Source organism: Luteibacter sp. E-22, assembly GCF_049913125.1.
In the GTDB taxonomy this organism is placed as follows: Bacteria; Pseudomonadota; Gammaproteobacteria; order Xanthomonadales; family Rhodanobacteraceae; genus Luteibacter.
The window spans coordinates 214,491-235,482 of sequence record NZ_CP183975.1 but is presented as its reverse complement, the minus strand read 5'-3'; the positions used below and the strand labels follow the sequence as shown (position 1 = coordinate 235,482).

General features: G+C 67.9%; 17 protein-coding genes. 8 read left to right on the top strand and 9 right to left on the bottom strand.

The features are described 5' to 3' along the window. Positions 1 to 2 precede the first annotated feature (2 nt). The gene (locus tag ACN9M2_RS00995) at positions 3 to 1,877 is read right to left on the bottom strand and encodes an MFS transporter (RefSeq protein ID WP_426286342.1); all 1,875 of its coding nucleotides are present in this window, start codon (positions 1,875 to 1,877) and stop codon (positions 3 to 5) included. 60 nt (positions 1,878 to 1,937) lie between these two features. Next, positions 1,938 to 3,221 carry a phosphoribosylamine--glycine ligase gene (gene purD, locus ACN9M2_RS00990; RefSeq protein WP_426286341.1) on the bottom strand — a complete coding sequence of 428 codons (1,284 nt, stop codon included), beginning with the start codon at positions 3,219 to 3,221 and terminating at the stop codon, positions 1,938 to 1,940. 135 nt (positions 3,222 to 3,356) lie between these two features. Here purD and blaOXA point away from each other — a divergent pair, with 135 nt between their 5' ends. Beyond that, positions 3,357 to 4,202: a class D beta-lactamase gene (gene blaOXA / locus ACN9M2_RS00985; RefSeq protein WP_426286340.1), complete on the top strand. Its 846-nt coding sequence runs from the start codon at positions 3,357 to 3,359 to the stop codon at positions 4,200 to 4,202. A 7-nt stretch (positions 4,203 to 4,209) separates the two neighbouring features. Here the strand turns inward: blaOXA and ACN9M2_RS00980 are convergent, their stop codons facing one another. From ACN9M2_RS00980 to ACN9M2_RS00960, 5 genes are all read right to left on the bottom strand, one after another. Continuing rightward, on the bottom strand, positions 4,210 to 5,574 hold the full coding sequence (locus tag ACN9M2_RS00980) for an AMP-binding protein (RefSeq protein ID WP_426286339.1): 1,365 nt from the start codon (positions 5,572 to 5,574) through the stop codon (positions 4,210 to 4,212). A 15-nt stretch (positions 5,575 to 5,589) separates the two neighbouring features. Then, complete coding sequence (locus ACN9M2_RS00975) at positions 5,590 to 6,159, bottom strand: L-threonylcarbamoyladenylate synthase (protein ID WP_426286338.1); 570 nt, start codon at positions 6,157 to 6,159, stop codon at positions 5,590 to 5,592. Between the two features lie 2 nt (positions 6,160 to 6,161). After that, the gene (locus tag ACN9M2_RS00970; protein WP_426286337.1) at positions 6,162 to 8,702 is read right to left on the bottom strand and encodes a DNA topoisomerase I; all 2,541 of its coding nucleotides are present in this window, start codon (positions 8,700 to 8,702) and stop codon (positions 6,162 to 6,164) included. A 99-nt stretch (positions 8,703 to 8,801) separates the two neighbouring features. Then, positions 8,802 to 9,941, bottom strand: a complete 1,140-nt coding sequence (gene dprA / locus ACN9M2_RS00965) for a DNA-processing protein DprA (RefSeq protein WP_426286336.1) — start codon at positions 9,939 to 9,941, stop codon at positions 8,802 to 8,804. Positions 9,942 to 10,046: 105 nt separating this feature from the next. Next, a complete protein-coding gene (locus tag ACN9M2_RS00960; RefSeq protein WP_426286335.1) occupies positions 10,047 to 11,201 on the bottom strand; it encodes a LysM peptidoglycan-binding domain-containing protein in 1,155 nt (384 codons plus the stop codon). Between the two features lie 203 nt (positions 11,202 to 11,404). Here ACN9M2_RS00960 and def point away from each other — a divergent pair, with 203 nt between their 5' ends. The 3 genes from def to rsmB are packed head-to-tail and all read left to right on the top strand — an operon-like array spanning position 11,405 to position 14,171. After that, positions 11,405 to 11,908: a peptide deformylase gene (gene def, locus ACN9M2_RS00955; RefSeq protein ID WP_426287968.1), complete on the top strand. Its 504-nt coding sequence runs from the start codon at positions 11,405 to 11,407 to the stop codon at positions 11,906 to 11,908. A 2-nt stretch (positions 11,909 to 11,910) separates the two neighbouring features. After that, positions 11,911 to 12,855: a methionyl-tRNA formyltransferase gene (fmt, locus tag ACN9M2_RS00950; RefSeq protein ID WP_426286334.1), complete on the top strand. Its 945-nt coding sequence runs from the start codon at positions 11,911 to 11,913 to the stop codon at positions 12,853 to 12,855. Further along, positions 12,852 to 14,171, top strand: coding sequence for a 16S rRNA (cytosine(967)-C(5))-methyltransferase RsmB (gene rsmB / locus ACN9M2_RS00945; protein WP_426286333.1), 1,320 nt, complete (start codon positions 12,852 to 12,854; stop codon positions 14,169 to 14,171). Before fmt ends, rsmB begins: the two co-directional genes overlap by 4 nt. On the opposite strand, the gene ACN9M2_RS00940 is transcribed toward rsmB, so the two are convergent. Next, on the bottom strand, positions 14,132 to 15,268 hold the full coding sequence (locus tag ACN9M2_RS00940; RefSeq protein ID WP_426286332.1) for a glycosyltransferase: 1,137 nt from the start codon (positions 15,266 to 15,268) through the stop codon (positions 14,132 to 14,134). The two genes, rsmB and ACN9M2_RS00940, sit on opposite strands and share 40 nt — an antisense overlap. A 144-nt stretch (positions 15,269 to 15,412) precedes the next feature. Between ACN9M2_RS00940 and ACN9M2_RS00935 the strand changes: the two genes are divergently transcribed. The 4 genes from ACN9M2_RS00935 to ACN9M2_RS00920 all read left to right on the top strand — a co-directional run bounded on the left by ACN9M2_RS00935 (position 15,413) and on the right by ACN9M2_RS00920 (position 20,048). Next, positions 15,413 to 16,669, top strand: coding sequence for an O-antigen ligase family protein (locus ACN9M2_RS00935; RefSeq protein WP_426286331.1), 1,257 nt, complete (start codon positions 15,413 to 15,415; stop codon positions 16,667 to 16,669). A 3-nt stretch (positions 16,670 to 16,672) separates the two neighbouring features. Then, positions 16,673 to 17,671, top strand: a complete 999-nt coding sequence (locus tag ACN9M2_RS00930; protein WP_426286330.1) for a glycosyltransferase family 4 protein — start codon at positions 16,673 to 16,675, stop codon at positions 17,669 to 17,671. Positions 17,672 to 17,784: 113 nt separating this feature from the next. Continuing rightward, complete coding sequence (locus ACN9M2_RS00925) at positions 17,785 to 19,728, top strand: ArnT family glycosyltransferase (protein ID WP_426287967.1); 1,944 nt, start codon at positions 17,785 to 17,787, stop codon at positions 19,726 to 19,728. After that, a complete protein-coding gene (locus tag ACN9M2_RS00920; RefSeq protein ID WP_426286329.1) occupies positions 19,725 to 20,048 on the top strand; it encodes a tetratricopeptide repeat protein in 324 nt (107 codons plus the stop codon). Before ACN9M2_RS00925 ends, ACN9M2_RS00920 begins: the two co-directional genes overlap by 4 nt. Here ACN9M2_RS00920 and ACN9M2_RS00915 read toward each other — a convergent pair. Next, on the bottom strand, positions 20,023 to 20,928 hold the full coding sequence (locus ACN9M2_RS00915) for a lipid A biosynthesis acyltransferase (protein ID WP_426286328.1): 906 nt from the start codon (positions 20,926 to 20,928) through the stop codon (positions 20,023 to 20,025). The genes ACN9M2_RS00920 and ACN9M2_RS00915 overlap by 26 nt on opposite strands. Between the last annotated feature and the right edge of the window lie 64 nt (positions 20,929 to 20,992).

The following is a 20,992-nucleotide window of genomic DNA, read 5'->3' as shown; positions in this document are numbered from 1 at the left end:
CGTCAGGGCTTGTCGCCGCGGAGTTCGGTGACGCGCGCTTCCAGCACGGCCGCGTTGGCGTCGCTTGCGGGTAGCGGCGTACCGCCCACCAGTTCGATCCTCGACCAGAAACGGCGAGGAAGGCGTGCCCGGCGCAACGCGCTGTCGCGGCGACTGAAGATGCTGCCCCACATGCCGCGCAACGCCAGCGGCACCACCGGCACAGGCCGGCGCGCGAGGATGCGGTCGACGCCCGGGCGGAAGTTCTGGATCGTGCCGTCGCGGGTGATGCCGCCCTCGGGGAAAATGCAGACCACTTCGCCGTTCGCCAGGGCCTCGTCCACCAGCTCGAAGGCGCGCTCCATCAAGGCGGGATCTTCGTTGCGCCCGGCGATGGGAATCGCCTTCGCCGTGCGGAAGACGAAACGGAGGATGGGCAGGTTGTAAATCTTGTAGTACATGACGAAGCGCATCGGCCGGCGCACGTTCGCCATGAGGATCAACGGGTCCATGAAGCTGACGTGGTTGCACACGACCAGCGCCGCGCCTTCGTCGGGCACGTGCTTCAGGCCGTCCACGTGGACCCGGTAAAGCGTGCGCACCAGCACCCAGGTGATGAAGCGCATCATGAATTCGGGCACGAGGGTGAAGATGTAGACCGCCACCGCGACGTTCACGATGCCCGTGATCAGGAAGATGGTGGGGACATCCAGCCCCCATGCAGTCAAGCCGATGCCGAAGCCGGACGCTACACAGATCAGCAAGGCGTTGACGATATTGTTCCCCGCGATGATGCGCGACAGGCGCTCGCGCGGCGCCCGGCTCTGCACGAAGGCGAACAAGGGCACCACGTAGAATCCGGCGAACGCGCCGATCATCGTCAGGTCGAGCATCACCCGCCATGCGCCCGGCGTACCGGCGAAGGCGAGCCAGCCCAGGCCGGCGCCCGGCGCGACCAACGGCCGCGCGAAGAACAGGTCCACCGCGAACACGGTAAGGCCGAATGCGCCCATGGGCACGAGGCCGATCTCCACGCGCTTGGCTGAAAGCTTCTCGCACAGCAGCGAACCGATACCCGTACCCAGCGAGAACAGTGTCAGCACGAGCGTGTTCACCGAACCGTCGCCACCCAGCGTGTGCCGAGTGTAGTTCGGCAACTGCGCGATCATCACCGTGCCGAAGAACCAGAACCACGAGATACCCAGCACGGCGTTGAACACCGCGCGATCCTCGTGCGTGATCTTCAGCACGCGCCATGTTTCGCTGAACGGGTTCCAGTTGAAGCGAAGGTCGGGAGCCGTCGCCGGTGCGATGGGAATCGAGCGGCTTACGACATAACCCGCGCATGCGATGGCTATCGTGGTGAGCGACGCGGCGAGCGTGCCATAGCCGGCGATCAGCATCAGCGAGTTGCCGAGGATCATGCCCGTCAGCATCGCCAGCTGGGTGCCGGTCTCCACCAGGGCGTTGCCGCCAACGAGTTCGCTACGCTCCAGCGCCTGCGGCAGGATCGAGTACTTGATCGGTCCGAACACGGTGGAATGCACGCCCATCAGGAACAACACGACGAGCAACAACGACACATGATGGGTGAAGAATCCGATCGCGGCGATCGCCATGGCGGCGATCTCGAACAGCTTCACGAAGCGGATGATGCGGGTCTTCTCGAACTTCTCGGCGAGTTGTCCCGCCGTCGCCGAGAACAGGAAGTACGGCAGGATGAACAGCGCAGGCGCAAGGTTCGTGTAGAGCGACACCTGCGCGTCGGGCAAGGCCATCTGGAACGCCACCAGCATGACCATCGCGTTGCGGAACGCGTTGTCGTTGAAGGCGCCGAGTGCCTGGGTCCAGAAGAACGGCGCGAAGCGGCGCTTGGCGAGGAGGGAGAACTGCGACATGCCGTGGTCCCTGCGGAAAGATGGACGCCAGTGTAGCCGAGCGCACCGGCGCCCCTTGGATCAACAGCGCGCCAGCGCGCGATGGGCGATGTCGTGGCGATAGAAGCCACCGCGAAAACGGACGGCGCCCAGCGCGGCGTAAGCTTTCTCGCGTGCCTCGACCAGGTCGTTGCCGAGCGCGCACACCGTCAACACGCGACCACCCGCCGTGACCGGCTTGCCGTCCGCGTCTTCCGATGTTCCGGCATGGAACACCTTCACGTCCGCGCCGAAGTCGGCGTCGGCGCCTTCGATGACGTCACCCGCGCGGACCTTGCCCGGATAGCCTTCCGCGGCCAGCACCACGCCGAGCGAAGGACGGCCATCCCACGTCGCCGTGGCCTCCGCGATCCGGCCATCGAGCCCCGCCTCGACCAGGTCGACCAGGTCGGAGGTGAGCCGCAACATGATCGGCTGGGTTTCCGGGTCGCCGAAGCGGACATTGAACTCGATGACCTTCGGTGCGCCCGCCTTGTCGATCATCAGCCCCGCGTACAGGAAACCGGTGAAGGGAGCCCCGTCCGCCGCCATGCCGGCGAGCGTGGGCTCGATGATCTCGCGCATCACGCGTGCGGACACCTCGTCGGTGACGACGGGCGCGGGGGAATAGGCGCCCATGCCGCCCGTGTTCGGGCCCTTGTCGCCATCGTCGCGGCGCTTGTGGTCCTGGCTCGTGGCCATCGGCAAGGCATGCTTGCCATCCGCGATGACGATGAAACTGGCTTCTTCCCCGTCGAGGAATTCCTCGATCACCACGCGTGACGAGGCGTCGCCGAAGGCCTGCTGGCCAAGCATGTCGTGCAGCGCGGCCTCGGCTTCGTCGAGGGTCATCGCCACCACCACGCCCTTGCCCGCGGCCAGGCCGTCGGCCTTGACGACGATCGGCGCGCCCTTCTCGCGCACATGCGCCAGCGCGGGAGCCAGTTCGGTGAACACGGCGTAGTGGGCGGTGGGAATGGCATGGCGAGCCAGGAAATCCTTGGCGAAGGCCTTGCTGCCCTCAAGCTGTGCCGCCGCGGCGCCCGGGCCGAAGCAACGCAGGCCTTCGCGCGTGAAGCGGTCGACTACACCCGCGACCAGCGGCACTTCCGGGCCGACCACGGTCAGGCCCACCGCTTCGCGCTTCGCCAGCGCCACCAGTCCATCGATATCGGTCACCGCCACGGCTTCGTTGCGCATGCGCGGCTCGCGCGCCGTGCCCGCGTTGCCGGGAGCCACGATCACCTCGTCCACGCGCGCGGATTGGCCAAGCTTCCAGGCCAGCGCGTGCTCGCGCCCGCCGCCGCCGATGACGAGGACTTTCATGGGATATCTCCAGACGTTGAACCACCTATTCTACCCGGCGTCTTCGGGCACTGCCCGCGAAACGCCACACGGGAGCCCCGCCCCTTGCCCCGCGCGGAAGGAAGCTCGACACCCCAGACCAAGGAGATCGCCCGCATGGCACGCCTGCCCCAACTACTCGCCGCTCTGTTCGCCCTCGTGCTAGCCACCTCGTCTCACGCCACCGGCTGGCAGGAGCATCCGGAGTGGGGCAAAGTCTTCGCCGATGCCCACGTGCACGGAACCCTCCTGGTGTATGAGGAGGGCTCGGGAACGACGCACGTTTTCGACGCGGCACGCGCTCGCAAGGCCTACATCCCCGCCTCGACATTCAAGATATTCAACGCGATGGTGGCCATCGACACCGGCGCGGTCGCCGATGAATTCGACCCGGTCGCCTGGGATGGCAAGGTTCGCGACATGGGCGGCAAGCCCATGGTCGAATGGAATCGCGCCAACAGCCTCGCCAGTGGCATGCGCTATTCCACCGTATGGCTGTACCAGGAAGTGGCGCGCCGCGCCGGGCAGCAAAGGATGCAGTCGTGGATCGACAAGGCGGGGTACGGCAACCGCGATATCGGCGGCGGCATCGACAGGTTCTGGCTGGACGGCGCATTGCGCATCTCCGCCGAGCAACAGGTCGTTTTCCTGCGGCGGCTGGCCGATGGCACGCTGCCCTTCTCGGCACGTGCGCAAGAGATCGCGCGACGCATCACGATCTACGAAGCAGGCACGGATTATGTGCTGCACGCCAAGACGGGTTGGGCAACGCACGGGGCCCGGAACAATGCCGATCCTACCAAGGCGGACGACATCGGCTGGTACGTCGGCTGGGTCGAACACGGCGGCAAGCGCTGGTTCTTCGCGCTGAACATCGACATCGCCAAGCCCGAAGATGGCGGCAACCGGGTGGCGATCGCGCGCGAGATACTAGGAACGATGGGCGCGTTCGGCTCCCGCTGACCGCGCTTCAGCGCGCGAACAGGATCGCCAGCAACTGGTCGCGCGGCAGCTTCCCCGTTTCGTTGCGCGGCAGCGCATCGACGAGGCGCAATGGACGCGGCAGGAAGACCGGGTCCATCGCGTCACGCAAGGCCGCCATCACCGCCTGCTCGGTCTTTCCCGGTGCGACGACCAGACCGGCGATGCGGCGCACACCCGATGAGTCGGCCTCGTCGAGCTGGAACAACACGCCGTCACGCACGCCGTCGATGGCAAGGAGCCGCCGGTTCAGGTCGCCCAGCGAGGCGCGCTTGCCGGCGATCTCCAGCAGGTCGCTGTTACGGCCGCGCAAGCGGAAGAGGCGGCCTTCGCCGTGCAAGGTAACGATGTCCGCGAGCGCGATGGCTTCCGCCAGCTGCGGAGCATCGACCAGCGTGCCGTCGGGCTGAGGATGCAACGTGACACCCGGATAGAGTGTCCAGTCCTCGTCCGTCGACGTACGGCGGCTGGCGAAGACGCAGGTTTCCGTCGAACCGAATACTTCGTACAGCGGCGCACCGAAACGTCGCTCGGCGGTGGTCGCCAACTCGACCGGCATGGGTGCGGTCGCCGAGACGAACGCCGCCAGCGCCGGCAGGACCACGCCCGATTCCACCAGGGCGCGCAGGTGCACGGGCGTGGTCACCAGGACGCGAGGCTCCGGCATCGTCGCCAGCGCCGCCGCCACGTCGGCCGGGAAGAACGGACGCCCGGCGTGCACGCTCACCTCGGAAAGCAGGGGCATCAGCACCGACATCTCCATGCCGTACATGTGTTGCGGCGGCACGGTGGCGACGAGATCGAACGCCTTGCCGATGCTCTTCCCGAGCATGCTCGCGTTCCCGGCGTTGCTATCCACGAAGCTGCCCCACGTCTTCACGTTAGGCTTGGGCTTGCCAGTGGAACCGGAGGTATAGCCGATGGCGACCACCGCGTCGGCGGCGATCATCGGCACCTCGGTTTCCACGGGCGCGCCGTCGTCGAGCGCCGGCATGCGCAGGTAGCCGGCCGGGGCGGGCGACAGGTCGAGTTCGCCGATCGCGTACGAGCCCGGGTGTCCCGCCATCACTTCGTCGACCGCATGCGGCGCGCGCGACGGCGGAAGAAGATTGGTCTGGCCGCGCACGACCAGCGCCGCGAAGGCGACCAGGAAGGCATAGCGGTCTTCGCACAGGTTCACCGCGCTGCCGGCGTCCGGGAGGAGCGAGGCCACCTGGCGCACGTGGCCGAGGAACACCGCGGCGCTGACGGGCTGTCCGGCGCGCCACGCGACGGGCCGTGACAACGAGCCCACCAGCAAGGGCAGCCGTGGGCCGGGAGCCCGGCCGGCAATCTCAAATACGTTCGACGACAACGGCTTCTCCCCCTATCAGGCGCGGATGATAGCGCCGCTCAGGGCGTCACGGATGACCGTAGGGCGGTCCAGGCCACCGAGTTCAGCGTCCAGCACGCCGTCGAGCCGGGCGCCAAAGTAACGCTCCAACGTCGGCAGGTCCCGTGCCGGCGGCTCGCCATGGGGGTTCGCGCTGGTCGACACCACGGCGCCACCGAATGCCTGGCACAGCGCGGCAGCGGGCGCGTGGGCCGTGACCCGCAGTGCGATGCCGGCGTGGTTGCCGGCGACCCATTCGGGCACGTGGGCGCTGCGAGGGAATATCCACGTGTTCGGGCCCGGCCAGGAGGCGAGCACTTGCTCCAGGGCCTTCGCGGAAACCTTCGTCAGGTCGATATACGGCGCCGCCTGCAGGAAATCGGCGGCGATGAGCAGCACGCCTTGCGAGTAAGGCCTGCCCTTCAGCGCGAACAGGCGTTCGAAGGCGGTGCGGTCGTGCGGGTCGCAACCGAGGCCGAAGACGGCCTCGGTGGGATAAGCGAGCACGCCGCCTTCGCGCAGGAGCGAGGCGGCCTGTTCGATGGCGGCCGACGTGAAACGACGCATGGTCAATCGGCGACGGGTGCGGTCGCCTTGCTCGTCGTCTTTTTCGCGACGGCATTCTTCGTGGCGGTCTTGGTTGTCGTCTTCTTCGCGGTGGCCTTCTTCGCCGCCGTCTTCTTGCTCGCGGTTTTCTTGGTGGCCGCCTTCTTCGTGGCCGTCTTTTTCACCGCCGTCGCGTCCTTGGCCGCTACTTTCTTCGCCGCCGCCTTCTTGGCGGTGGCCTTCTTCGCCACGGTCTTCTTGGCTGCGCGACCGCCACGAGGCTTCTTCACCGGGGCAGCCGCCAGCAGTTCGGCGCATTCCGCCTCGGTGAGCGTCTTCGGCTCGCGATCCTTGGGAATGCGTGCGTTTTTCTCGCCGTCGGTGATGTACGGACCGTAGCGACCATTGAGCACCTGTACGCCGTTGCCGAAGTCGAGGATCGTCCGGTTGGCGATGGCCTCCAGCTTCTCCTGCACCAGCTGCAGCGCGCGCGGCAATTCGATGATGTACGGGTCGTCCTCGGGCTTGAGCGAGGCATACGTGTCGCCCTGCTTCACGAACGGCCCGAAGCGACCGATGCCGACGGTGACATCCTCGCCTGCGTCGGACTTGCCCAGGGTGCGCGGCAGCTTGAACAACTCCATCGCCTCTTCGAGCGTGATGGTGTGCATGCTCTGCCCGGGCCGCAGGCTCGCGTAGGTGGGCTTGGCTTCATCGTCCTTGCTGCCGATCTGGGCGTAGGCGCCATAGCGTCCCAGGCGCACCGACACCGGCTTGCCCGTTTTCGGATCGTTGCCCAGCTCGCGTGCGCCCGTGGCCTCGTTGCGATCGACCGACTCGGTCTTGTCGTCCACCAGGGTCTTGAACGGCAACCAGAAGCGTTCGAGCAACGGCACCCAGGCTTCCTCGCCACGGCTGACCGCGTCCAATTCGTCTTCGAGGCGGGCGGTGAAGTCGTAGTCGACATATTGGGCGAAGTGCCCGGAAAGGAACTGGCTGACCGCGCGGCCCACGTCGGTGGGCTTGAAGCGCCGGCTTTCGAGCAGGACGTACTCGCGGCTGAGCAACACCTGGATGATGCTGGCGTAGGTCGAGGGACGGCCGATGCCGTATTCCTCCAGCGTCTTGACCAGGCTCGCCTCGGAAAAGCGCGGCGGCGGCTCGGTGAAATGCTGGTCGGCGGCGATCTGCGAGACCGGCACCACGTCGCCCTGCTTGAGGCGGGGCAGGCGGCGCTGCTCGTCCTCGTCCTCGCCCTTCTGGTCGCGACCTTCCTCGTACACGGCGAGGAAGCCGGGATCGATCACCGTGGTACCCGTGGCTCGGAACGCCGATTCGCCGACGGGGAATTCAACGGAAACCGTGTTCAGCGTGGCATGGACCATCTGGCAGGCGACCGTGCGCTTCCAGATCAACTCGTAGAGCTTGCGCTGGTCGTCGTTGAGGAAGGAGGCGACGCTGCGCGGCGTGCGCATGGCCGAGGTCGGGCGCACGGCTTCATGCGCCTCCTGGGCGTTCTTCGACTTGGACTTGTAGACCTGGACGGCGTCTGGCAACGCTCCCTTGCCGTATTCGCGCCCAATCAGGTCGCGCAATTCGGCCACGGCGTCTTCCGAGAGCGCCACCGAGTCGGTACGCATGTACGTGATGAGGCCGACATTGCCCTCGCTGCCCAGCCCCACGCCCTCGTAGAGGCCCTGGGCGATGCGCATGGTGCGGCTGGTGGAGAAGCCCAGCTTGCGCGCGGCCTCCTGCTGCAACGTGGACGTGGTGAAGGGCGGCGCCGGGCGGCGCTTGCGCTCCTTGCTGGTGACCTCGCCGACGGTGAAGCGGCCGGCGGCGGCCTTCTCCAGCGCGGCCCGCGCCGCCATGGCGTCGGCTTCGTTGGTGAGGTCGAACTGCTCGAACTTCTTGCCGTCGAGGCGGACCAGGCGAGCGTCGAATGCGCCGTCCGGGTGGGTCAGGTTGGCCTGGATGGTCCAGTACTCGCGCGCCTTGAAGGCTTCGATCTCGAGTTCACGCTCGACGATCATGCGCAACGCCGGCGATTGCACGCGGCCGGCGGACAGGCCGCGCTGCACCTTGCGCCAGAGCACCGGCGAGAGGTTGAAACCGACCAGGTAATCCAGCGCCCGGCGAGCCTGCTGGGCATCGACCAGGTCGTGCGAAAGCTTGCGCGGGTTGGCCACGGCCTCCTTGATGGCCTTCGGCGTGATCTCGCTGAACACCACGCGCTGAACGTCCTTGCCCTCCAGCAGGCCGCGTTCGCGGAGGATTTCGCTGATATGCCAGGAGATGGCCTCGCCTTCGCGATCCAAGTCGGTCGCGAGGTAGATGCTGCTGGCCGCCCGTGCCGCCTTGGCGATGGCGTCGACATGCTTCTCGTTGCGGTCGATCACCTCGTAGGCCATGGCGAAGCCGTGTTCGGGGTCGACGGCGCCCTCCTTCGGCCGAAGGTCGCGGACGTGGCCGTACGACGCCAGCACCTGGAAGTCGGCTCCCAGGTACTTGTTGATCGTCTTGGCCTTGGCCGGCGATTCGACGATGAGGAGGTTCTTTGCCATGCGTTACCGATTCCGAGGATCGCGGGGGCGAGTTGACCCCAGCGTATGTATATATTTAGTTGGAAACATATCGCCGTGACGGCTGTCAAGCGTCGGCGATCAGACCATGCGCTGGTAGCGGTTGCCCGACAGCGTCGCGATTTCGCCTTCGAGTTCCAGTATCAGCAGCATCGACGACAGCGCTCCGGGAGCGATGCCCGTCGCGTCCACCAAGGCGTCGAGGGAGGCGGGATCGTACCCCATGACGTCGAGCAGGCGGCGATATTCCTCATCCTGGCGCCAATCGAACGGCCCGGTCTTGCGCCGGCCGACCCCGGCCCGCCCCTCGCCGCGCTCCAGCCGGGCGCGCAGTTCCGCCCCCAGTTCCAAGGCCGCGGGCGCCAGCGTGGCCAGGACTTCATCGGGCCTCTGGACCAGGCGGGCCCCCTCCCCGATGAGGGCATGACAGCCCTCGGCCAGGGGGTTGTGGATCGATCCGGGCAGCGCGAAGACTTCCCGCCCCTGCTCGCCGGCCTGTCGGGCGGTGATGAGCGAACCCGAGCGGCGCCCGGCCTCGATCACCACCACACCCAGGCTCAGGCCGGCGATGATGCGGTTGCGCTGGGGGAAATGGTGGACCAGCGCGGGCGTCCCCGGCGGGTATTCGCTGACGATCGCGCCTTGGGCGGCGATGCGCCGGGCCAGGGCGTGGTGTTTTCGGGGGTAGACCCTGTCCGGACCGGTGCCGATCACCGCCACGGTGGGCTGGCCCGCGTCCAGGGCGGCCTCATGCGCCGCGCCGTCGACCCCGTCGGCCATGCCGCTGGTGACCAGCAGCCCGCCCGCCGACAGCTCGGCGGCGAAGCGTCGCGCATTGGCCAGGCCGGGCGGCTGGGCCCGCCGGGCACCGACGATCGCGATCTGCGGTCGCAGCAGCAGCGACGCGTCGCCCTTGACGAAAAGGGCGGCCGGCGGATCGGGAATGGCCTCCAGCTGCGGCGGAAAATCCTCCTCCGTACACCGAAGCAAGCGCTGGTCGTCGCCGGCGAGCCAGGCGAGGTCGTGGGCGAGCGCGGCTTCGTCCGGTTGATCGATCCAGGCCCGGCCCTCGCCGTCCAGGGCATCGGCGTGCCGCGCCAGCCAGCGGAGCAGGGACGCCGCATCGCCGCGGGCGACGAGGCCCTCACGAATGCGGCGGGCCCCAAGGCCGGGGGTGCGCAGCAGGATCAACCAGTCGCGGAGGTCGTCGGAGTCGGTCATCCGCGCAGTTTAGAGGGCGCGCATGGGCTGCCTGTCGGAACAGGCCACCAATTCGGGTGAGTCGTGGGCGGAACGGGGGGCCGGTTCACGGCCCCCCGTTCCGCGTCATTCCGGCAGGACGAGGCGGTCGCCCTTGCGCAACGGACGCAGCGCGTCCATCACCAGCGCGTAGCTGACATGGTCGAAGGTGCGGAACACCATCAGGTGGCCACCGAATTCGTCCGGCAGTTGCACCTTGCGCGAGGTGTCGCGACGGTTGTAGTTGCCGCTGACCTCGTCGGGGATCTTCTCGCCCTGGCTCATCACCGTGAAGGTCGTGCCGTTGTCGATGCCATCGGCGGCTCCCGCCGAAATGGAGACGACCTGGCGGCTGCCCACGCCGCTCAAGGCGTCGGTGAAGCCAATCACACGAGGGTCCGTCGGCATCGATTTCGGCGCGTGCGGATAGAAATACGGATCGTACGGCTTGTCGTCGACCGGCATCAGGCGGTCGCCCTTGCGCACCTCGAGGGTGGAATCGACGAGGACCAGGCTGGAGACGTCGCCATTGGTCGCGATCACCTCGGCCGTGCCGATCACCGATACCTCGACCCCGCGATCGTCGCCCTTGCCCGTATGCGTGTCGTGGCGTGAATCCTCGCGCCACGGGCTCGGCGCCATGGACACATCGCTGTCGAGTTCGTCGGCCACGAACGAGCCATGCGAGGGGTTGCCTATCATGTCGACGTTGCCATCCGAACCGCCATGGTCGCGGAAACGGTTGGTCGGGCGGACGATGGCCCAGCGCTGGCCGGGCTGGGCGGAATCGAGGTCGCGGGCGTAGATCTTGTTGCCCGGCGTGGCGCGCAGGTGGTTCTCCTCGAAGCCGACCAGGTACGGCGAACGCTCGACCTCGTCGGCGTCCATCACCCGCAGCTCCTTCAGGAACATGCGCAACTCGCTGAGCGGAATCGCCGGGACGGCGTCGCCATCGGTGCGCACGCGCGGCTGCAGGCCGATGCGCGGGCCGCCTCCGGTCATCGACAGGTTGAGTACGTCGCCCGGATAGATGAGGTGCGGATTACGCACCTGCGGGTTCGCCTGCCAGATTTCAGGCCATAGCCAGGGCTTGCTGAGGAAGCGGGCGGAGATGTCCCAAAGGGTATCGCCCCGGCGCACCGTGTAGGTGTCGGGGTGATCGGGACGAATCTGGGCCGCCGCCGCATAGACGGCCACAGTAAAAAACATGCCGCCAAGCAGCATGGCGAACTTCTTGATCATGGCGGGTTTTCCCCCTTCCCCGGTGCTGTCGCGAGTGTAACCGAATCGTTAACGGGCACAATATGTACGCCTGCTCGCCCGGTCCCCGGCGCGGGCGTAGAATAAGGGGCCATCCTACAGACGCCGTTGCTTGGATTTCGCCGATTTGCCCGCAAATCCGGGCACAGGCGCCGCAGCGGCCCGTGAACGTTCAAGGTGACACCGTGTCCACCCTCGCCATCCTCGAATTCCCCGACCCGCGCCTGCGCACCGTCGCCGCCCCGGTCACCGTCTTCGACGCTGAACTCAAGCAGTTCGTCGCCGACATGTACGAAACCATGTACGCCGCCAACGGCGTCGGCCTCGCCGCCACCCAGGTCAACGTGCACCAGCGTGTGCTCGTCGCAGACATGAGCGACGACCGCAACGAGCCCCTGGCGCTGATCAATCCCGAGATCCTGGAAAAGGACGGCCAGCAGGTCTACCAGGAAGGCTGCCTGTCGTTCCCGGGCATCTATGCGGACGTGACTCGCGCCCTGCACGTGAAGGTCCGCGCCCAGGATGTCGACGGCAAGGAGATCCTGGTCGAGGCGGAAGGCCCCCTGGCCGTGTGCATCCAGCACGAGATGGACCATCTCGCCGGCAAGGTCTTCGTCGACTACCTGTCGCCGCTGAAACGCGGAATGCTGCTCAAGCGGATGGAAAAACAGCGCAAGGCAAGCGCCTGATCGTGGCCGACCGTTCCCTGCGGGTGGTGTTCGCCGGAACGCCGGAGTTCGCCGTGCCCTGCCTCGAGGCCTGCCGGGCCTCGGGTGCGGATGTCGTCGCCGTCTACACCCAGCCCGACCGGCCCGCCGGCCGCGGCCGCAAGTTGGCCGCCAGCCCGGTGAAGGAAGCCGCGCTCGCCGCCGGCATTCCGGTCGAGCAGCCTGAATCGTTCAAGGCCGAAGCCGACCGCGAGCGGCTCGCGGCATACGCTCCCGACCTTATGGTCGTCGTCGCGTACGGCCTGATCCTCCCGCGCAAGGTATTGGCCATTCCGCGGCTGGGCTGCTGGAACGTCCACGCTTCACTGCTGCCACGCTGGCGCGGCGCCGCGCCGATCCAGCGCGCCATCCTTGCCGGCGACAGCGAATCGGGGGTCGACCTCATGCAGATGGAAGCAGGCCTCGATACCGGTCCCGTGCTGGTCGAGCGGCGCACGCCGATCGGCGCGGACGACACCGGCGGCAGCCTGCACGACCGGCTTTCCGCCCTGGGCGCGGAAGCACTCACCGAGGGCCTGCGCAGGACGCTCGCCGGCGAAACCCTGATGCCCCGGGCCCAGCCCGAGGATGGCGTGATGTACGCGCACAAGCTCGACAAGGCGGAAGCCCGCCTCGACTTTTCCCTGCCGGCCGCCGAGCTGGAGCGGAAGGTCCGCGCCTTCGATCCCTGGCCGGTCGCCGAAGCGGATGTCGCGGGTGAGCGGCTGCGCATCTGGGCCGCCCACGCCATCGAGGGAGTCCCCGGCGTGCCCGCCGGCGAGGTGATCGCGGCGTCACGGGCAGGCATCGACGTGGCTTGCGCGGAAGGCGCCCTGCGACTCACCGCCGTGCAACGGGCGGGTGGGCGCCGGATCGGCGCGGCGGATTACCTCAACGCCCGTCCGGAGTTGAAGCGGGCCGCCTCGTGAGCCGCACCATCTCGGTACGCGCCCTGGCGGCGGAAGCCCTGGCCGACATCGCACTTTCCGGGCACTCGCTGCGCGAGGTCGCCGATCGCGCCCTGCCCCGACTGCCGGATTCACGCGACCGCGCCCTGCTCACCGCCCTGCTCAACGAAGGAGCCCGCTGGTGGCCGCGCTTCGACGCGGCGCTCGATCGCCTGCTCGACAAGCCGATCCGGCGCAACGAACCCGTCGTACATGCACTGCTGGTCGTCGGACTGGTGCAACTGGAAATCCTGGAGTTGCCCGGCTACGCCGCCGTAGCCGCCACGGTCGAGGCGGTTCGCGAATTACGCCGGCCGCGACTCGCCGGGCTGGTCAACGCGGTGCTGCGCCGGTGGCAGCGTGAACGCGAAACCTTGCTGGTCGAACTCGACGCGGTGCCGGCCACGCGCCATGCGCACCCGGCGTGGCTGGTAGAGGCGATCGCGAACGACTGGCCAGCGCAGGTCGAAGGCGTCCTCGCCGCCGCGAATACGGAACCACCGCTGATGCTGCGCGCGAACCGCCGCCGCGTGGCGCGTGCCGAGGCGGCGGAAGCCTTGCGCGCCGCCGGCCAGGAGGTCGATCTCCATCCCTGGCTGGAGGACGGACTGGTCCTGCCACACAGCACCGACGTCACCCGCCTGCCGGGCTTCGCCCAGGGCCATTTCGCCGTGCAGGACGGTGCCGCGCAGGTTCCCGCCGACCTGCTCGGCCTCGCCGATGGCCAACGTGTACTCGACGCATGCGCGGCACCGGGCGGCAAGGCCTGTCACGTCCTGGAGCGGGCGGCGGTGTCGCTGATCGCGGTGGAATCCGAGGCGCACCGTGTGCCGCGTATCCGGCAGAACCTGGAGCGGCTTGGCCTCGAAGCCGAGGTCATCGTCGGCGACGCGGGCGACACCACGGGCTGGTGGGACGGCCGTCTCTTCGACCGCGTGATGATCGATGCGCCGTGCTCGGCCACAGGCGTGATCCGCCGCCGGCCCGACGTACGCCTGCATCGGCGCGCGGGCGACATCGACGCATTGGTCCCGCAGCAGGAACGCATCCTCGCCGCTTGCTGGAACGTCCTGGCTCCCGGCGGGCGCCTGCTCTACGTCACATGCTCGCTCTTACGACGCGAGAACGAGGGCGTGGTCGCGGCCTTCCTCGCCGGCCGCGACGATGCCATCGCCGTGCCGTTCACCTTGCCCGTGGGGCAAGCCGCCACCGTGGGCTGGCAGGTCCTGCCGGGCGACGGCGACCTGGACGGCATGTACTACGCCTTGTTGGAAAAGTCCGCCACCAGCGCCGCGTAGACGGCTTCCGTGGCATCCACGAAGCGATCCATTCCGAACTCGGCTTGCGCATGGGCGCGCGCGGCGGCGCCCATCGCGGGAAGCGATGCGCGCGCGGCCAGCAAGGCACGCAAGGCGTCGGCGATGGCCACCCGGTCGCGTGCCGGCACGACCCAGCCGTCTTCGCCCTGGCGGATGTTCTCGGGGAGACCCGCGTAGTCGCTGACTAGTACCGGCTTGCCCATCGCCATTATTTCGCGGCAGGCGAACGAGATCGTCTCGACGTCCCAGGACAAGACGAAGCCCGCATCCAGCGCGGCCACCATCGGGCGCACGTCGGCCAACCGCCCCGTGAAATGGACCTGCGGCGCGACACCCAGCGCCTCGATCCTGGCCAGTTCCTCCGCACCGGGTATCCCACCGGCGAGAACCACCCGCAGGCGGGCGCGCTCGTCCGGCGCCAGCGAGGCCATCGCTTCGACCAGGTCCATCCAGCCCTTGTAGCGCGCGGTACCGGCATTGCTGCCGATCAGCAGTGGATCGGCCCCGGTGTCCGGCGCCAGCCACGCCGCGCACTGCTCCGGCTCCGGTTCGCGTGGGGTGAAACGGTCGATGTCCACGCCATTGAAGACCGTGGCCACACGGCAACGCTTGTAAGGAGAGGCCAGCAACTGGCGCCGCACGAAGTCGCACACGGCGATGACCTGGTCGGTGCCGAAGCGCGAACGCCACGCGTGCCCGGGACCGGTCATCGGCTTGGAGTTGTGCTTGGTCAGGACGATGGGGGGGCGAGGCCGCATGCCGCGCACGGCCGACATGACCAGCCGGTGGTCCGCCGACCCATTCACATGGACGAGGTCGAAGCGCTCGCGCCGGAGGACATCGGCAAGCTGCCTGCGCGCACGACGGCGTGCCGGAAGACGGCCGAGTCCGTTCGGGAACGGCTGGTCGAGCACGCGCACACCGTCGATCGCGCGCGCTTCGCGGTTGAGGCGGCTGCCGGGTGGTGCGGCGACATGCACCTCATGGCGCCCCGCAAGCCCTTGCGCCAGGCCGATGATGTAAGTGGTGTGACCGCCGCCGTCACCGTCGTGGAAGTTCGTGAAAAGGAGCTTCATCGCCCTGGGTCGGTCCTTGCCGAAGCTGAATTCCGGCCGGCCCGCGAGGATCGCCTCGGAGCGGCATCGGCCGTCCGGTAAAGTACCATCTGGGCCGTCGTGCGGCGTAGCCGCCATGCCGTCCCGATCCAAGCCAGGTGCCGAGTGCTCGAAAAAACCAACCCGTGGCGCGTATGGATCGTCTCGCTTCTGATCGCGATGATGCCGCTGTCGTTCGCGCTCCCGATCAAGGCGAAGGCCATTCCCGCCGCCGCCCTGTTCCTTCTCGGCGCCTGGATGCTCATCCGCGATCCCGAGGCACGCGCCGCCGTCCGCCGTGCGCGCTGGGTGCTCGGCACGGCGGCACTGGCCTTCGCGTTCTGGCTGGTGAACGTCGCCATCCACGGCATCGACTGGCGTGAGTTCGACGTCACCTCACACATCCTCGCCTTCCTGGTCACCGCCGTCGGCTTCGCCAGTCCGCTGCGGCCGATCATGCTGCGCATCGGCTTCAGCGCCTCCGCCGGCGTGCTCGGGATCGTCTGCCTGGAGCAGCATTACATCGAGGGCATCGACCGCGTCTACGGGATCAACAACGGGCTGTGGGGTGCCATCGAATTCGGCATGTTCATGCTCGTACTGGCGCTGATCGCCGTGGTGCAGGCGCTGCGCAGCGAACTCGGCCGGGGCGAGCGCGTGCTGCATATCGTCTGTGCCGCCCTGGGTATCTACGGCGCCCTGCTGACGCAGAGCCGCGGTCCGCTCCTCGCCTTCCTGCCGGTGTTCGTCATCGTGGTGCTGATCCAGTCGCGCCGGACCGGCCGCTGGCGCGAAGGCCTGGTGTTCCTCGTGGTCGGCATCGCCGCCGCCGCGGGCGCGGCGACGACCATGCACGGTGAGGTGTTGACCCGCTTCGCCGCGGTGACCGAGGAAATGTCCACGTATAGCGAGCAGGACGCCAGCGGCGCCGTTCGCGAACGCCTGGAGATGTGGCGCACCGCGACCATGGCGCTGGACGACCACCCGCTGGCGGGCGTGGGGCTGAACCAGTTCGGCGACTATGCGCGGGCGCGTATCGCCGAGGGCAAGGTCAACGCCACGGTGGAACGCTACGACCACCCGCACAGTGAATACCTCGAATGGGCGGTGACCGGCGGCCTGCCGGGACTGGCCGTGCTCGTCCTGCTGTTCGGTGCCGCCCTCGCGTTCTTCCTGCGATACGCGCTGCATCCGGATAACACCATCGCCATGCCGGCCAGCGCGGGCCTCAGCACCGTCTGCATGTACGCGCTCTGCGCGCTCACGGACAACGTCTTCTACCGTCCGATGCCGCACTCGCTCTATTTCTTCCTCACGCTGGGCCTCGCCGTCTACATCGGCCGCCTGATGAACAGGGCCGAACGACCGGCCGCGGTGCGCTGACGCGTGGCTTCCATCCACCTGATCGCCTGGAACAACGGCCGTGGCCTCAGCCACGACATCCGCCTGCTGGAGGATGCGCTGCTCGCGCTGGGGCACGAGGTGTCGATCACCTCGGTGCCACGCCGCAGCCGCGGCCTGCCCTGGCGCGCATGGTGGCAGCGGCTGCGCATGCACGCGCGCTGGCTGGCCCGGCGGGGACCACGCCGCTACGACCTGGGCATCACGCTCGAACACGTGCATGCGGCGTACCTGCCGCTCGCGCGGCGCAACGCGCTCGTGCCGAATCCGGAATGGCTTTCGCGCCGCGACCGGCGCCAGTTGCATCGCTTCGACGCGATCCTGTGCAAGACCGCCGTCGCGCGCGACACCTTCGCGGCGCAGGGCCTGCCGGTGCACGTCATCGGGTTCCAGAGCATCGATTGCCGCCGCGAAGGCATCGAACGGGGCCGCGACTTCCTCCACCTCGCCGGCGCCAGCCGGATGAAGGGGACGGAACGGTTGCTGGAGATCTGGCGCCGCCACCCGGAGTGGCCCACGTTGCACGTGCTGCAGTCGCCATCCACCGCGCGCGGCGAGCAAGCTGGCACGGCCGCGAACCTGGATCACCGCGTCACCTATGTCGATGACATCGAGGACATCCGGCGACTGCAGAACGCGCACGCCTTCCACCTGTGCCTGTCGGAAGCCGAAGGCTGGGGCCACTACATCGTCGAGGCGATGAGTTGTGGCGCCGTCGTCCTCGCCACGGACGCGCCGCCGATGAACGAACTCGTGGGCGAGGACCGGGGCCTGCTCGTCACGGCGCACGAAAACGGCACGCTCAACGCGTCCGCGCTGTGGCAATTCGACGAGGCCGCCCTGGCGTCATGCGTCGAGCGTGCCGCCGGCATGCCCGACGAGGAACTGCATCGCCTCGGGGAAAACGCGCGGCGCTGGTACGAAAACAACCAGGCCGGGTTCGCCGGAAGGTTGCGCGGCGCGCTCGACCACCTGCTCGGGTAGCCGGCGCCCGGCGGTGTCCACGCCGCACAGACGGGGGGAGCGGTAGGACTAAAGTCAGCCATTCCCGCCATGGTGCGTTTAGAATTCATGATCCTTTAACGGTGACGACGCCCTTGTCCAACAGCGCCTATACCCGATCGGAACATCTCCGCGCCCTCTGGCCGTGGCTACCGCTATGGGCCGCGATGGCCTTGCTCGCCATCTTCGCGCACGGCCCGATGCCGATGTTTTCCACGCGCACGCTCGCCGTCGCCTGGGAGATGTGGGCGCACGGCCATTGGCTCGTGCCACACATCAACGGCGACCCGTACAGCGAAAAGGCGCCCCTGCTGTTCTGGATGATCCACGCCGGTTGGGCGGTATTCGGCGTCACCGACGTATGGCCGCGCATCCTCGAGGTGATCTTCGGCGGCGTACAGCTGGTGCTCGCCTCGGTACTGGCGGGGCGCCTGTTCCCGACCCGGCCGTGGGTGGCCAAGGCCACGCCGTGGCTGTTGATGGCACTGGCGTACGCCTTCCTGTTTGGCCTGCAGATCATGTACGAGGTGCTCCTCGTGGTCTGGGTGCTGGCCGCGCTGCTCTGTCTCACGCCGACCGCCACGCGGGCGCAACCGCGATGGTGGTTGTTCGGCCTGATGATCGGTGCCGGTCTCCTCACCAAGGGACCGGTGATGGTGGTGCACGTGCTGTTCCCGTTCCTGCTCGGGCCGCTGTGGAACGACTGGGCGCGACAGAACAAGGCACGCTGGTACGGTTTCGGCGTCCTCGGCCTCCTGCTCGGCTTCGCGATCCTGCTGGCATGGGCAATTCCCGCCGGTGAATCCGGGGGCGAGGCCTATCGCCAGCGCCTGTTCTTCACCCAGACCGCGGGCCGCGTCGTGGACGCGAAGGTGCAGGACCTGCAGAACCACGCGCGGCCGGCCTGGTATTACTTCCTCTTCCTGCCGGTGCTCCTGTTCCCGCTCAGCGGCTGGTTGCGTGGCCTTGTCGCCGTGCCCACCACCCTGTTCCGCCGGCCCTGGCGCGCGGGCACCACGGCCGCCCTGGTCTGCGCGGGGGTGGCGTTGCTGCTCCTGCTCGCATCGGCCGCGGGCGGCCACTTCCCCGGCTGGGCCGAAAAGATCCTCGTGGTGCTGGTGTTGCTGCCGCTGTTCCTGGCGCTCGCGCGGCAACCGCTGGAACCGGGGCTGCGCTTCCTCGTGGCCTGGTTGTTGCCCACCCTGCTCACGTTCTCGCTGATCACCGGCAAGCAGCTCTATTACGTGCTGCCCGAACTGGCGGGCGCCACCATGCTGGTCGCCGCGTCGGTCGCCGACCTGCGCGAACGTCACAAGGGATTGGCTTCGCATTACGCGTTGGGTACGTGGCCGCTTTCGCTGGGCGCCTTCCTGCTGGCCATCGCGTTGTTCGCCATGCCGTCGGTGGTGCCGTCGCGTTTCCCGGACAACATCTGGCTGGTGGGCATGGCGCCGTATGCGCGCTTCTTCGGCGTGATCTTCATCGTGCTGGGCGCACTCCTGCTGCTTCGCGGCCGCGGCGAGATGCGCCGGCTGGCCTTCGCCGGCCTCATCGGCACGGTGGCGCTCAACGCGCTCTTCACCCTGGGCCTGTGGTACCGCTACGACCTCACCCCCGCCTCGCTTTTCCTCGGCCAGGCGGATGCCGCCGGGCGGCCCATCGGCAACCTCGGTGTCTCGTACAACGGCCAGTACCACTTCGCCGGCCGGCTGATGCATCCGATCGCGCGCTTGAAGGTCGCGCCCGGGATGCCCACGCAGGTGGACGAGGACGACGACGATGTGGTGCACGACGGCGATACCCTGGACGACTTCGCCCGCCACCATCCGGATGGCCTGGTGATCTCCTACGCCAAGCATCCGCCCGCGAACGCCTTCCGCTACGCGCGCCTGATCCAGCCTTCTCGCACCGGATGGCTCATGATCTGGGACGCGCCGACGCTCAACGCCTTGCAGAACGGCCGGCTTCCGGCGGAACCGAGGCAGCCGACCCTGCTCTATCCGCAGGATTACTGGCGCACGCGGACGGCACTCCGGTGACCGATCCCCTCGTCGAACGGCTGCGCGCCCAGATCGGCGGTGTCCGTGATGGGGCCTTGTTGCGTTTTTCGATCGGTAACGCGCTGTTGGGCGACGGCCAATACGTCGACGCCGCGCAATCGTTTCGCGAGGCGCTGGCGTTCGACCCGGATTATTCCGCGGCGTGGAAGCTGCTGGGCAAGGCCTTGTTGGCGGTCGATGACGAGGAAGGCGCCGCCATCGCGTGGCGCTCCGGCATCGACACCGCCACCCGGCGCGGCGACATCCAGGCGGCGAAGGAAATGACCGTCTTCCTCAACCGGCTTTCGCGGCCGCGTTGAGCTTGTAGGGGTCGGGGCGGTCGTGTGCCGTATAGCGCTTGTAGTGCCACTGGTATTGCGGGAAGGCGCGCTCCACGCAACGCTCCACACCCTGATTCAGCGCCGTGCACGCGATCTTGAGATCGCTGCTGTCGATGCCTTCCGGCGCGGGCAGCACATGGATGCGAAAGCCCTCGCCATCGGGGAGGCGCTCGGCGAAGCTGAATAGCACCGTTGCTCCCGTGCGCGCCGCGAGCCGCGGCAGCAACACCATGGTGAGCGCATCGACGCCGAAGAATGGCGCGAACTCGCCTTCCCCTTCGCGCGGTTTCTGGTCCGGCAGGATGCCGACGGTGCCACCGGCTCCCAGGCGCTTGAACAGCGTACGCACGCCGGCACCTTCCGCCCTCACCTGCTCGGGCGCGAGCTTGCCGCGCACCTTGCGCAGTAGCGCCTCGATCGCCTTGATGCGCGGCGGGCGATAGAGGATGGCCATCGGCGTCTTGCTGCACAGCCAGTAGTTCAGCAGCTCCCAGCACCCCAGATGGGGAGCGGCCACGATGACGCCCTTGCCCGAGGCGAGCGCCTCGGCGAACAGCTCGCCACCGACCACGTCGCGAACCATGCCCAGCGATTTCTCGGCGCCACCACCCCAGATCGCGGCTACCTCGGTCACCGACTTGCCCGATTCCTCCATGGTCCGGCGCAACAGGTCGGCCCGTTCGGCCTCGGACAGCTCCGGGCGGGTCAGGCGCAGGTTGACCGCGCTATAGCGGGCGCTACGCGAATGGGCGCGCAGCGAGCGCCGACCGATCCAGGCACCCATGGCATGGACCGTACGCAGCGGGAACAGGCTCACCAGCCTGAGCAGGAGATAAAGGAGATAGATGTCCGGGCGCATTCCGCGAAGTGTAACCCGCCTGCAAACGGCCTCGTTCGCCATTAAGCTTGGCGCCCATCCGCCG